Consider the following 13,802-nt stretch of genomic DNA (forward strand, 5'->3'; position numbering starts at 1 on the left):
ACGAGACATTGACATTGGTTATTTTGCTAAATAATAGAAAAGCCGAGTGAAATTAATACGGTGTAGATAGATTCATATTATCTAGCCATCATTAAGGGGATTTAGAAACAATGAAAAGATTACGCTGGCCTGCTTGGGTCGTTCTTGCCTTGCTCTTTCTTTTTGTCCTAGTAGGATTTAACCGCATATTGGAAACTGTTACATACGCACAAAATGAGAAAGTGGAAACAAAAAAACTAAGCAATTATCCGGGATTGCATTTGGAAACACGAACAAGTGAAACAAAGAATTATACATTGGCGATCAGCTTGCCTGTTTCTGATGATGAGCAGCTCAATCACGCTATTCAGCAGTGGATCGACGAGCAAAAAACTCAATTTCTTGATGGAGTAAAGGCCCATAAAAAACTATTCGGAAAGCAAAAGCGTGCTAATTTAACCATTAAAGTAGATACGACTAAAGTGAACGATCATATATATAGCCTCGTTTTTTCTTCTTACCAGTATATCGATGGGGCAAACAAAAAAGAGGCAATAAAAACATTCACAGTAGATATTACCCATAAAAAGATTTTAACCGTTACAGATGTTTTAAAGGATGGAAAAGAAAATTTAGATGAAATCCGTTCGTTAGTCACCAAACGGTTAAATAGCCGGGAAGACATTGCCTACTATGTGATGGATGATTTGCTGGCTGAGGCTTTAAAAAACCCTAATCAGTGGAAATGGTCAGTAAACAAAAAGGCGTTTACTTTGTACTTTGATAAATATGAAGTGGCAGCCGGTGCAGCTGGTTCCTTAAAAGCTGTCATTCCAATTGAAAAAGTTAAGCCGTTTTTAAAGGAAGGTATTACCAAAGAACTGAATATATCGGATCAGCTACAAGAAAAGCCTGCTGGGCATAATGTGAAAACAGTGAAATTGGACCCGAATGGGAAATATGTAGCCCTTACATTTGACGACGGGCCCAATTCAACCTCGACACCGCAAGTATTAAAGGCATTAAAAGCTCATCATGCGGTTGCCACTTTCTTTATGCTTGGCAGTCAGGCAGAGTATTACCCAGCCATAGCAAAGCAAGTGCTGGAGGCGGGGCATGAAATAGGAAGCCACACAGAGAATCACCGAGATCTCTCCACTTTAAAGGATGCACAAATCCAGCAGGAGTTAGGAGAGGCGAGCCACAAGATTGAAGCAGCAGTCGGCCAAAAACCGACACTGCTGCGTCCGCCATACGGAGCTTACAATGATAAAGTAATGTATGCAGCGAAAAAAAACCGTACACCCATTATCTTATGGTCTGTTGATTCACTCGACTGGAAAAGCCGTAATGCTAAGGCGGTAAACGACGTTGTCCTGCGGAACGTTAAACCGGGAGCCATCGTGTTAATGCATGATATTCATCTTTCGACAGCAGAAGCGCTCCCTTCATTATTAACTGCGCTTGAACAGCAAGGCTATCAATTTGTGACAGTCTCCCAATTACTGTCGTTGAATGATCATTCGGATATGGGACCTTATTTTAAAAAATAAATTGATTATTTACTAGCTAGAACCTTAAACAAACACCATCTGGGTATTCAGATGGTGTTTGTTTGTTAAACTTTGTCATTAATAACGAGCTTTTGATTCACTTTACTTTCACCATAGAATTTGAACTTATTGAGCTTATATGTTTCTATTAGTGTAAGAATTGATCGAAAATTGACTTTTTTTATTCGTTAAATTTTGGAGAAATCTAGTTTAAAATGAGAAAGGTGCAAGCTTGCCTGCTCGTAACACAAAATAAGTAAATGGGGTGGAATAATGGATCGTATTCAAGAAAAAATAGACCATTCTTACGTACAACACATTTGGAAGGCAAAGCAAAACATTAAGCAGCTTGTTTCTCCGACTCCCTTCCTTCCGTCCGCCGTTTTATCCGAGAGATTGAATTCAGATGTTTATTTGAAACTAGAAAATTATCAAGAAATTGGGGCATTCAAAGTGCGAGGGGCAGCAAATAAAATCATCGGCTTATCAACCGATGAAAAACAAAGAGGTGTAGCTACATTCTCGACTGGCAACCATGGTCTTGCTGTTGCTTTCATCGCTAGGAAGCTTGGAATAAAGGCCGTTGTCTGTATTTCCCATCGTGTTCCAAAGGTCAAAGTCGAGGCCATTCGACGTGCCGGCGCTCAAATTGAACTTATCGGAGAAAGCCAGGATGAGGCAGAAAAACACTGTTACAGTTTGCAGGAGAAACATGGAATGACTGTTATTAAGCCATTTGATGACTTGGATGTGATCGCTGGACAAGGGACCATTGGCATTGAAATTATGGAAGCGCTTCCGGAATTAGACACCATTATTATTCCGCTTTCGGGAGGAGGCCTGCTTGCAGGTGTAGCCTTAGCGTTAAAGTCTATTAATCCTTCTGTTCAAGTGATTGGTGTTTCTATGGAAAGATCACCCGTTATGTACGAGAGCATTCAGGCTGGCAGGCCAGTGGTGCTCAAAGAACAGCCTACACTAGCCGACAGCTTGCTTGGAGGCATAGGAGTAAACAACGAATATACATTTGATATTGCAAGAAGGTATGCGGATGATCTTCTGCTCGTGTCGGAGGAAGAGATTGCTGATGCGATGGTTTTTATGATGGACCATCACAGAATGATTGTTGAAGGGGCAGCTGCTGTGGGTGTAGCCGCTCTATTGCAAGGCAAAGTAAAATGCAGCGGCAAAAAGGTGGGCACGATTATAACGGGAAACAATGTCGATTTGCCGGTTGTTCTAGAAGTCATTCAAAAACACCAGCAGCAAAGAAGATAATCTTTTCAACCAGTCTAATAAAACCTCCAAAACAACGAAGATGGGAGAGATAAGTAATGCTTTTGACCGTTAAAGAAATTACACAACTCCAATTATTAAAAACAGCAAGAGTAAAAACGGGAAAAGAAACATTGACTAATAAAACGGTTGAATGGGTATCTGTTATTGAAAGTCCAGTCGAAAACTTTGTAAGAAAAAATGAATTTGTCCTAAGCACCGGAATTGGATGTCATGAAAATGTGGATTTATTACTGGAATTTGTAAAAGACGTGTATGACTCGGGAGCCTCTGCATTAGCCATCGCAACGGGAAGGTATGTGTTTGATATCCCGGAGGAAGTGGTCCAGTTTGCTGAGCAGAGACAATTTATCCTGATCGATATCCCCTGGGAAATCCGCTTTGCTGATATTGTTCACGAAGTGATGAGCAAGTTGAATCAGTTAAAGCAGACTGAATTGAATCATTCAAAAGATATTCATCATCATCTCATTCAAATGATATTAGAAGAAAAACCATTGGATCATTTAGCGACTTACATTGAAGAACAATTGAATTACCCCATTTTAATTTGCAACCGTAAAGGCGAGGCGATTAGTGGCAGAGCTACTCCTGCCCGTGTATTTTCTTTGTGGAACCAATTAAACCGAACAGAAAGCCAGTATGACCTTCATCATCCGTTGCACGCAAAAATGAGAAAGCTGGTAAGTGGCAATGAACAACTGTTTCATTTAGTGATACAAACGAATGGGAACCATGAAGGGGATTTATTTGTTTTATCGACAGCTGACTCTTACTTCAGCCAAATGGCTATGCATATCATTGAACATGCTACTGTAGCACTGGCTCTGTGGTTTTCTCGTAATAGCGCTGTGATAGAATCAGAAACGGACGCTCAATATGAATTTATTCTCAGCTTGGCAAGAGGAGAGAAAATGACCGAAGAATATTTGCTGAGTCGAACAGAGCGGTTCTCTTTTAACCTCGATCTCCCATACGAGTGCATCGTTGGATTGCCAGAAAACCTAAACGAATTATTTACCCCAGATACAAACCGCAATTGGTTTGAGAAGATGAAAATCCATATTAAAGAAGAGATGATTTATGCGGCTGAAGCAGTCCAAAGAAACATTATGTTTGCAAGTGAAGGGCAAGAGTTTATTATTTTTCTTGAAACAGCTAATGGAACATCGTCTGATACGGTGAATCAATTTCTTGATTTAGTGGAAAGAAGATTGAGCCACATGTTGCCGGGAATTATTTTCTCTTGGGGAATGGGCAAGCAACGGGACGGCGTGAACTGCTTTCATAACAGCTTTCAAAAAGCGAAGGCCGCTCTAGATATGGGAAGAAGTCAAAGAGGCATTGGAAAACGGGTGCACTTTGAAGAAACGAGAATCAACCGTTTGCTGCTTAACTTAGCTTTAGACGAGGATGTGCAGGAGATTACGGTTTCCACTGTTTCCCCGCTCGTTGACTATGATGAAAAACGGGAAATGGATCTGATTAATACTTTTATCGCCTACAACAATAACAGTGGCAATGTTAGTCAGACGGCGAGGGATTTAAATCTTCATCGCCAGTCGCTATTGTATAGATTAAGGAAGATCGAATCGTTAACTGGTTTATCTCTAGTGAACCCTGATGATCTCTTTTTACTTGATTTTAGCGTGAAGGTATGGTCGACGGGAGTGATCGACCGACAAAATGTGAAAGCTGCCTTATAAGAGGGCAGCTTTTTTTGTAAGGCAAATTGTCTGAATTAAAAAACTGAAAATTCATACATGTTGGCGGATGTTTTTCTACACCTTGATTTTTATAATTAACACTATCAAACGAAGTTATTTTCAAGGATGAAAGCGTTGTTAATAAGGAGAAGTAAAAGGAGGATCAACATGCTGCCATTTAGTTTAAACGAATTTAAATCCCGATTGGAACAAACGAAGAAAAGCATGCTAGAAAAAGGCATCGAGGTATTGTTAATAACAAACCCGGCCAATATGAATTACTTATCAGGTTATAACGGGTGGTCCTTCTATGTTGATCAAATGCTGGTTGTTATCATTGACGAGGATCAGCCGATTTGGATCGGGAGAAAGCAGGATGCCAATGGAGCGAAAGCCACAACCTGGCTGTATGATGAAAACATTATTCCTTATCCAGAAGATCATATTCACTCAACCGTCAAACATCCAATGGACTTTGTTGCCCAGATTTTGACGCAAATCGGCCAGTCTAATCGCCGAATTGGATTAGAAATGGAGTCTTATTATTTCTCAGCTCTTTCCTACGAGCGATTGAAGAGAAACCTTCCTAATGCTCAATTTATCGATGCTAGCCTACTAGTTAACTATGTGCGCCTCGTTAAATCTGAAAGAGAAATAGAATACATGAAAAGAGCGGCCAAAATTGTTGAAATCGGCATGAGCACAGCCGTTTCCTCCATTCAAGAAGGGGTGAGGGAGTGCGATGTGGCTGCCAATATTTATAAAGACTTAATAAGCGGAACAGAAGAATACGGCGGTGATTATCCAGCTATCGTACCGCTATTGCCGGCTGGGGAGAACACTTCTACACCGCATATTACCTGGTCGGATAAGAAATATAAAAATAACGAAATGGTCATTATTGAACTGGCAGGCTGTCATCAGCGCTATCACTCACCGCTCGCTCGCACTGTTTCAATTGGCCAACCTACCAAGCGAGCACAAGATATATCAAAGATTGTGGTAGAAGGATTAAATGCTGCTTTGGATAAAGTGAAACCAGGAGTTATATGTGATGATTTAGAAAGAGCTTGGAATCAGGTCATTACAAAGCATGGCATCATTAAGGAATCAAGGCTCGGCTACTCCATGGGATTAAATTATCCTCCTGACTGGGGGGAGCATACAGCAAGCATTCGCAAAGGAGATATGACGGTATTAAAGCCGAATATGACTTTCCACTTGATTCCAGGTCTTTGGTTTGATGATTACGGCATTGAAATTAGTGAATCATTTAGAGTAACAGAAAATGGCTGTGAAGTATTAGCTAATTTTCCGCGTGAGTTAATTATAAAAGAAGAAACGAATATTTCCGTATCAAGCTCTTGAGGGGTGAAATCATTGATTATTTTTACAGAGAAAGAGATTCGGTCTCATGTGCAATTAAATAATGAAGCTATTCACGCAGTGGAAGAAGCGTTTACTGAGCTGGCGATGAACAAAGTGACAATGCCGCCTATCATGCGGGTGGACATTAAAGAGAACAACGGTGAAGTAGATGTGAAAACGGCTTATGTGGCACAAAAAGATTTATTTGCGTTAAAAGTGTCGTCAGGATTTTTCAATAATGATCAATTGGGCCTGCCCAGTGCCAATGGATTTATGGTGCTAATCAGTACAAAAACAGGCGAACCGAAAGCGTTACTGCTTGATAATGGCTACTTAACTGAGGTACGTACAGCAGCAGCAGGAGCAGTTGCCGCTAAGTATCTGGCGAAAAAAACAATCCATACAGCGGGGGTTATTGGAACAGGTGCTCAAGCAAAATATCAAATGAAAGCGCTTAAAATGGTGCGGGATTATAAAAAATTGCTTGTATATGGCCGTTCAGAACTAAATGTGAAAAAGTTCAAAGAAGAAATGGAAGCCATATTGGATGTAAAAGTGATTGAATGTTCTTCACCTGAAGAAGTGGTAAAAGGCAGTGAAGCAGTGGTAACGACAACGCCCGCAAAAGAACCAATTGTACAAGCGGAATGGTTAAACAGAGGCTTGCATATTACAGCAATGGGTTCAGATGCAGAAGATAAACAAGAGCTGGAGGCAGACGTTTTACAACGGGCGGATCGAATAGTTTGTGATGCGAAATCGCAATGCCTCCGCTTAGGGGAGCTTCATCATGCTGTTAGCAGAGGAATGAGTGACGTGGAAAACCGTGTAATTGAACTAGGAACGATCACTTCAACACACACACATGGCAGACAAAATGATCGAGAAATTACCGTTTGTGATTTAACTGGCACGGGTGTTCAAGATACTGCGATTGCTCTGTATGCTTACGAACGATTAATGGCTTCAGGAAAGCTGGGATTAAAGATAGAAAATAAAAAAGAGATCAGCTTTATATAAAAAGAAGTGATTGGAAGGGATCCTATGAAGAGGCAAATGAAGAGTCTTGCCGAGGAAGCGGAAGAAATGGGTCAGCAGCTAGTTGAATGGCGCAGGCGCATTCATCAATATCCGGAACTCAGCTTCAATGAATATAAAACAGCTCAGTTTGTCGCTGAAACGTTAAACAGCTTTAAGGGGATGCAAGTTCAGACAAATGTGGCCAACACAGGGGTAGTAGCTACCCTTACAAAGGGCACTGGCAAAACAGTCGCCATTCGTGCGGACATGGATGCATTGCCCATTGAGGAAAAGACCGCACATGCTTTCCGGTCCCGCCATCAAGGGGTGATGCATGCTTGCGGACACGATGCTCACACGGCCATCCTGCTTGGTGCTGCCAAGCTTTTATCTCAAAAAACAGAACAAGATTCTTTTCACGGAACGGTCAAATTTATTTTTCAGCCAGCAGAGGAAAAAACGGACGAAGAAGGCCTTTCTGGAGCTCCCCGAATGATGGGGGAGGGTGTGTTAGAAGGAGTGGACGCTGTTTTAGCCCTTCATATGTGTCCGTGGCACTCCGTAGGAACCATTCAAGTGAACGATGGATACAGCATGGCTAATGTGGATGTTTTTCACGGGACGATAAAAGGCACCGGCGGCCACGGAGGCTATCCACACCTGGGGACAGATCCTGTTTGGATGCTCGGCTCTGTTCTGCAAAACTTCTATAGTATCAGTGCGAGACGCATTTCTGCTTTGGATACCGCGGTGGCCAGCATTGGTGAAATCCATACGGGAGCAGCCAGCAATATTATCCCACAGGAAGTGGCTATTACCGGAACGCTGCGATCCTACTCTCCTGAAGTAAGAGATCAGCTTGCTGAGGAGATAGAAACAGCTTTTAAAGTCGTGGAGTCACTGGGAGGGAGTTATACATTTGCTGTTGAACGGGGAGAGCCGGCGTTGAATAACCATTCAAAAATTAACGAGGTCATTAAGGTAACAGCAAAGGAACTATACCCGTCTATAAGAATGGAACAAAAGCCGTTCGGTCTCGGAGGAGAAGACTTTGGCTATATGACGAGAGAAGTGCCGGGAGCCATGTTCTTTTTAGGGTGTGCACTGTCTGACGGAGTGAACAGGGATCTGCATACGAATATCTTTGATATTGATGAGCGCTGTCTGCCGGTGGGGGCAGCTATACTTTCTGAAGCAGCGCTGAAGTTATTAAAGCTGCCGCAGGAGTAAAGAGCGGTTCGTTATTTTATTAGGAAGGCGGGATAAAGGGTGAAGACACAAACGCTCAGTCAAAAAATGTTTATTGCCGGTAAATGGATTGGAAAAGAGAAGACCATTGACGTGTTAAATCCTCAAGATCATTCAGTAATCAGCAGTGTTCCGGCTGCCACAGCAGAAGATATGTTATTTGCGATAGAAGAGGCAAAAAACGGGGCGAAAGTGGCTGCTGCTATGCCTGTTCATGTAAGAATGGCTGTTTTGAATCGAGCGGCTCAGTATATTGAGGACCATAAAGAAAAATATGCAAGGACGATTGCCTCAGAAGGAAGCAAAACGATTAGAGAGGCGCGCTCTGAAGTAAAGCGATGCATTCAAACGTTGAAAATATGCGCAGAAGAAGCACGAAGAATTAACGGCGAGACCATTCCTTTTGACCAGTCGGAGGGAAGTGAAGATCGGGTCGGGTATTACTACCGGTTTCCAATTGGCATTGTAGCGGCCATCACTCCTTTTAATGATCCCTTAAACTTGGTCGCACATAAAGTCGGACCGGCGATTGCGTCTGGAAATGCCATCATCGTAAAACCAGCCACAGCTACACCTCTTAGTGCCCTGTTGCTCGCTGAAGCTTTTGAAGCGGCTGGCCTGCCTGGTGAAATTCTTTCTGTTGTTACTGGCAGCGGCCATGAGCTTGGCGATCCGTTAGTTACGCATCCAGCCGTCCGAATGGTTTCCTTTACTGGAGGATTGGAGACAGGAGAAGCGATTGCTCATAAAGCCGGATTAAAAAAGCTTAGTATGGAACTTGGCTCGAACTCACCTGTCATTGTTCTCAAAGATGCGGATATCAATCAGGCTGTAGAATCTACGGTTTCCGGTGCGTTCTGTGCAGCAGGACAGAACTGTATTGGCGTTCAGCGAATTTACATTGAAGAGGAGAAGTTTGAAGAATTTCAGTCATTGTTTGTTGAGCGTACAAAACGCTATCGAATAGGGGATAAACTGAAAGAATCAACAGATATGGGCCCCATGATTAATGAGAGAGAAGCTGTAAGAGTTGAAAGCTGGGTAAACGAGGCGCTTGCTAAAGGAGCAAGGTTATTGGTTGGCGGAGAGCGTAAAGGGGCTTTTTATTCGCCGACGGTTTTAACCGATGTCCCAGCCGGCTGTACTATTGCTCAGCAGGAAATTTTCGGTCCAGTTGTTTTGCTTTATCCAGTTGCAGATATTCATTCAGCGATTGAACAGTCCAATCATGTGAACTATGGACTTCAAGCAGGAATCTTTACGAAAAATATTGATAAAGCCTTTGAAGCAATTGAGAAGATGAACGTAGGCGGGTTAATGATTAACGACAGCAGTGATTATCGTATTGATGGCATGCCGTTTGGAGGAGTCAAAGGATCGGGTCTCGGACGGGAAGGAGTAAAGTTTGCCATCCAGGAAATGACAGAACCAAAGGTTGTCAGTTTTAAACTCGCACATAAACGAACGATTTAATATTCTCTATGAAAAATAATCAATAAAGATCAGAGAGCAAACATAGAGTCACAGAACAACCAGAAACAATTACTTTCAACAAATAAGAAAGCATCTAACAAACGTAAGTATCAGAAAAGAATTTATGAGGAGGAACAATAATGAGTGTTCAAACAACTGAAAATGTACAAAAAAAATATGAGGAGCTAGCAGCAATTGATAAGAAACACTTTTTGCATCCGACATCTTCCCTTAAGCAGCATCAGGAGGAGGGACCGGGATTTATTTTTACCGAAGGGAAAGGCATTTATTTAAAAGATGTTAGAGGAAGAAAAGTCATTGATAGCTTGTCTTCCTTATGGAATGTCAACATTGGGCACGGAAGAGAAGAGCTTGGACAGGCGGCGATGGAGCAGATGAAGAAGCTGGCATTCAGTTCTACATTCGCTACTAACAGTCATGAGCCAGTCATTCAACTGTCTGAAAAAATAGCTGAAATGGCACCGGGGGATTTAACGATGACATTCTTTACTTCAGGCGGGTCAGAAGCAAATGACACGGCTTTCAAAACAGCACGCTACTATTGGCAGTTAAAAGGACAGTCGAAAAAGAAAAAGATCATCTCTCGAAAAAAATCGTATCATGGTGTATCGGTAGGAGCAACGAGTGCGACTGGATTGCCAGCATTCAGAGAGTTTCCGTCTTTAGCTCCAGATTTTTATTACGTGGATTCCTCCATTGATGCATTAAAAGAACTTATTGAGCGTGAAGGTGCCGAAACGATCGCTGCGTTTATCTCTGAACCTGTTCAGGGATCAGGTGGGGTGAATTTGCCTCCTGAAGGCTATTTTCAAGAAGTACGAAAGCTTTGTGATCAAAATGATATTCTTTTTATCGCAGATGAAGTCATTACCGGGTTTGGTCGTACAGGCAAAAACTTTGGCATTGAAAATTTCGGTGTTACCCCGGATATGATGTGTATAGCGAAAGGAATAACGAGCGGCTATGCCCCACTTGGAGGAATGATTATTTCAGAGAAGCTCAAAAAGGAATTGATTGAATTATCAGACGGTGTGTATATGCATGGATACACTTACAGCGGACATCCAATGTGCTGTGCTGTTGCTTTGAAAAACTTGGAAATCATTGAACAGGAAAATTTAATCGGCAATGTCCGGGAGATGGGAGAAGAGTTGCAAAAAGGGCTTAAGTGGCTGGAACAACGCCATGATGTTCTCGGAGAAGCAAGAGGTATCGGACTGCTCGGCGCTATTGGAATTGTGGAAGATAAAGAAACGAACAAACGATTTAAAGAACCGGTCTCTCCTAAGGTAGTAGCGGAAGCATTAAAACGCAATTTATTAGGAAGAAGTATTATTTATGAAGGGCAGGACACGCTAGCCTTTGCCCCGCCATTCTGTATTACAAAAGAAGAAATCGAAACGATTATCTCTATTATTGATGAGTCATTGATAACTGTTATGAAAGAGCTGAAAGCATAAATATAAAAAATCCCCTCACTTTTCCCAATGCGGACATCCTAAGAAGTCTGTATTGGGACTTTTCTATTTCTAGCCTCCTTATGATCGTATCGACTCAGCTGTTCATGGTTCTGTAAAGAGGGAGAATTGCAATGGCTGTCTAACACATAGAAAAGCTCAACGCACGCTGAGTTTTAAGCACTTTAGAAAAATCCATTATTCGGTTTTGAGCCATCTTCTGTTAAACTCAATTTATACTTAAAAGCGTATGAGAAATTATTACTCGTTTAGGGGATAGAGAATAATGGAAAAAATGAACATCTGTTTTGATACCCTAAAAACCCAATGTCAAAAGAGAGGGCTTGATCCTCTTATTACACCTGAGTTTAAAGAGGTCTTAAATGAAAAGGAATTACAACAAAAGCGCTTGCAGCATACAAAGTTTTTACAAGTAGTCGATCACTTTTTTGAAAAGTTTATCTCCTCTATGCAAGGTGTACCTATCTTAACAGCCACCGCTGATAAAGAAGGGTATGTGATTCAAATGCTTGGAGATCAAACGATCAAGGATACAGTCAATCAACTTGGAATTAGGGAAGGCGTGCAATTTACAGAGGAAATTTGCGGGATGAATTCTGTTATTCTCGCGTTAAAATATGATCAGCCAATTGAAATGATTGGACCCGATCATTATCATCATTGTTTGCATTCATGTGCGTGTTATGGCGTGGCCATAAAAGATCCGATTGAGGGAGGTATCTTGGGGGCGATCACCTTTATGACAACAATCGATCAGGCCAGTCCTCTCTTGTTGACGCTGTTATTAACGATGAAAGATTCTATTGAAAGAGAACTTCAATTGTTAAAGCAAAATGAAAAACTGTATATTCTTAATAAGCTGATGATGGACACAACGAGAAATGGCATGATGATCTCAAATAAAGAGGGTAAACTAATCGGGTTTAATCTTTCAGCCGAGCAGATAACCGGCTTGAAAAGGGAAGAAGTATTTTTTCAGCCAATTAATAAACTAGGTAGCTTTGGCTCCTACTTAAACAAAGTGCTGGGGGAAAACAAGCAGTATACTGACTTGGAGATTTCCTTTGTGCAGAAGAGCGGGCAAGAGACGACAGTTTTATTCGATGCGTTACCTATTCGTGATGAACAACAGAAGTTAACAGGAGCATTTGCCCAAATAAAAGATATTACAGGACGTAAGAAGACAGAAGAATTATTATTAAATACTGAAAAGCTCGCAGCTATCGGTCAAATGGCGGCCGGTGTGGCCCATGAAATTCGTAATCCTCTTACAACGATTCGTGGATTCATCCAGCTCGTTAAGGAAGACTTTAAAGAAGAGTCACACTTCCAGCTTATTTTAGAAGAAATTGACCGAATAAATTTTATCGTTAGTGAACTCTTAATTCTTTCTAAACCGAATGTAGTTCATTTTCATAATAAGAACCTAAACAAAATACTTATGGAAACCATTTCTTTATTTCAAACACAAGCAAGCATGAGCAACATCCAAATGGCAACTGAATTTGCCAATAGCGAATTAATGATTCACTGTAATAAAAATCAATTAAAGCAGGTGTTTATCAACCTGTTTAAGAACAGTGTGGAAGCGATGCCGTTTGGCGGGCAATTGACGATCCGTGTTGGAGAAACAAAAGATAGCGAGGCAAGAATCCAGATCATAGATGAAGGAGAAGGGATGAAGCCGGAACAAATTCAAAAGTTGGGCACACCTTTTTATACGACAAAAGAAACTGGCACAGGGCTTGGCTATATGATTATCAAACGTATTATTGAGCAGCATAAAGGACGCTTGAACGTTAGCAGTAAAGTAAATAAAGGAACTGTTGTGGAAATTACGTTGCCGCTTATTGATCCTTAACTAAGAGATGATAAGTAAAGGAGTACTTGGTTATGCCTACGATTCTAATTGATGCAGATGGCTGCCCGGTGGTTGACCGGGCGTTAAAAGTAGCAAAAAAGTTTGGGTTAAGAGTGGTATTAATTTGTGATACGGCCCACGTTATGCAGCGGGATGGAGCAGAGACAGTTACAGTCTCGAAGGGAGCGGATGCGGTGGACTTTGTCTTGGTCAACCGCGTGAAAAAAGGGGATATTGTTATTACACAAGATTATGGATTAGCCGCCATGGTCCTAGCTAAAAATGGGTATGCCATTGACCAGAATGGCCGTTTGTATACACCTGATAATATCGATCAGCTTCTTGGCTTTCGTCATGTCGCTAAAAAAGCAAGACAGGCCGGTGAAAGAATGAAAGGCCCTAGAAAACGGCAGAAAGAAGATGATCAGCAGTTTGAAGAACGCTTCATCAGAGTAGTAGAACAGATTATAGCTGCTGAGTGATAAAGATTCTTTAAACCCCATAAAGTGGTGTGATTTATAGACAGTCCTCTTCTCATAAATGGCTGTTAGAAGGGGACATAGCGTTATTTCATTTATCAAATTCCTCTTTATTTAGTTCTTCGCTCATTTAAAATAATTAAGCATGTAACATGTTGATCTATAATAAAGATTGATTAAAAATCATTGTAAGCTTTTGATTTCAATGCATATAAAAAGCCAACGTTTTGAATAAGGATTATTCAAAACGTTGGCTTTTCTTTACTTTCCAGGACTGTTTTTTATAAAAGATTGATTACTTTGAGCCTTCTTGTTTCACT

Annotated in this window: 10 protein-coding genes; all 10 read left to right on the forward strand. The window is 41.3% G+C overall.

Annotated features, from left to right (window positions below):
* The first annotated feature begins 110 nt into the window (after nucleotides 1-110).
* A complete protein-coding gene (locus ACH0BF_RS00745; protein ID WP_340853935.1) occupies nucleotides 111-1,532 on the forward strand; it encodes a polysaccharide deacetylase family protein in 1,422 nt (473 codons plus the stop codon).
* A gap of 273 nt (nucleotides 1,533-1,805) precedes the next feature.
* On the forward strand, nucleotides 1,806-2,810 hold the full coding sequence (gene eutB / locus ACH0BF_RS00750) for a hydroxyectoine utilization dehydratase EutB (protein WP_340853937.1): 1,005 nt from the start codon (nucleotides 1,806-1,808) through the stop codon (nucleotides 2,808-2,810).
* 56 nt (nucleotides 2,811-2,866) lie between these two features.
* Entirely contained in the window at nucleotides 2,867-4,534 is a 1,668-nt protein-coding gene (locus ACH0BF_RS00755; protein WP_120031600.1) for a PucR family transcriptional regulator, read from the forward strand.
* Between the two features lie 168 nt (nucleotides 4,535-4,702).
* Nucleotides 4,703-5,902: a M24 family metallopeptidase gene (locus tag ACH0BF_RS00760; protein WP_340853939.1), complete on the forward strand. Its 1,200-nt coding sequence runs from the start codon at nucleotides 4,703-4,705 to the stop codon at nucleotides 5,900-5,902.
* 12 nt (nucleotides 5,903-5,914) lie between these two features.
* Nucleotides 5,915-6,922 carry a cyclodeaminase gene (locus tag ACH0BF_RS00765; protein ID WP_340853940.1) on the forward strand — a complete coding sequence of 336 codons (1,008 nt, stop codon included), beginning with the start codon at nucleotides 5,915-5,917 and terminating at the stop codon, nucleotides 6,920-6,922.
* A gap of 24 nt (nucleotides 6,923-6,946) precedes the next feature.
* Nucleotides 6,947-8,152: a M20 metallopeptidase family protein gene (locus tag ACH0BF_RS00770; RefSeq protein WP_406908623.1), complete on the forward strand. Its 1,206-nt coding sequence runs from the start codon at nucleotides 6,947-6,949 to the stop codon at nucleotides 8,150-8,152.
* 66 nt (nucleotides 8,153-8,218) lie between these two features.
* The gene (locus tag ACH0BF_RS00775; RefSeq protein ID WP_340856394.1) at nucleotides 8,219-9,643 is read left to right on the forward strand and encodes an aldehyde dehydrogenase family protein; all 1,425 of its coding nucleotides are present in this window, start codon (nucleotides 8,219-8,221) and stop codon (nucleotides 9,641-9,643) included.
* 140 nt (nucleotides 9,644-9,783) lie between these two features.
* Nucleotides 9,784-11,124, forward strand: a complete 1,341-nt coding sequence (locus ACH0BF_RS00780; protein WP_340853943.1) for an aminotransferase family protein — start codon at nucleotides 9,784-9,786, stop codon at nucleotides 11,122-11,124.
* Between the two features lie 283 nt (nucleotides 11,125-11,407).
* On the forward strand, nucleotides 11,408-13,003 hold the full coding sequence (locus tag ACH0BF_RS00785; RefSeq protein ID WP_340853944.1) for an ATP-binding protein: 1,596 nt from the start codon (nucleotides 11,408-11,410) through the stop codon (nucleotides 13,001-13,003).
* A 32-nt stretch (nucleotides 13,004-13,035) separates the two neighbouring features.
* Complete coding sequence (locus tag ACH0BF_RS00790; protein ID WP_340853946.1) at nucleotides 13,036-13,485, forward strand: YaiI/YqxD family protein; 450 nt, start codon at nucleotides 13,036-13,038, stop codon at nucleotides 13,483-13,485.
* Nucleotides 13,486-13,802: the final 317 nt, after the last annotated feature.

Source organism: Pseudobacillus sp. 179-B 2D1 NHS (assembly GCF_045370945.1).
In the GTDB taxonomy this organism is placed as follows: domain Bacteria; phylum Bacillota; class Bacilli; order Bacillales; family Domibacillaceae; genus Pseudobacillus.

Coding starts and splice junctions, on each gene's coding strand:
- ACH0BF_RS00745 (WP_340853935.1), top strand. CDS start 111: ATGAAAAGATTACGCTGGCCTGCTTGGGTCGTTCTTGCCTTGCTCTTT.
- eutB (WP_340853937.1), top strand. CDS start 1,806: ATGGATCGTATTCAAGAAAAAATAGACCATTCTTACGTACAACACATT.
- ACH0BF_RS00755 (WP_120031600.1), top strand. CDS start 2,867: ATGCTTTTGACCGTTAAAGAAATTACACAACTCCAATTATTAAAAACA.
- ACH0BF_RS00760 (WP_340853939.1), top strand. CDS start 4,703: ATGCTGCCATTTAGTTTAAACGAATTTAAATCCCGATTGGAACAAACG.
- ACH0BF_RS00770 (WP_406908623.1), top strand. CDS start 6,947: ATGAAGAGGCAAATGAAGAGTCTTGCCGAGGAAGCGGAAGAAATGGGT.
- ACH0BF_RS00775 (WP_340856394.1), top strand. CDS start 8,219: ATGTTTATTGCCGGTAAATGGATTGGAAAAGAGAAGACCATTGACGTG.
- ACH0BF_RS00780 (WP_340853943.1), top strand. CDS start 9,784: ATGAGTGTTCAAACAACTGAAAATGTACAAAAAAAATATGAGGAGCTA.
- ACH0BF_RS00785 (WP_340853944.1), top strand. CDS start 11,408: ATGGAAAAAATGAACATCTGTTTTGATACCCTAAAAACCCAATGTCAA.
- ACH0BF_RS00790 (WP_340853946.1), top strand. CDS start 13,036: ATGCCTACGATTCTAATTGATGCAGATGGCTGCCCGGTGGTTGACCGG.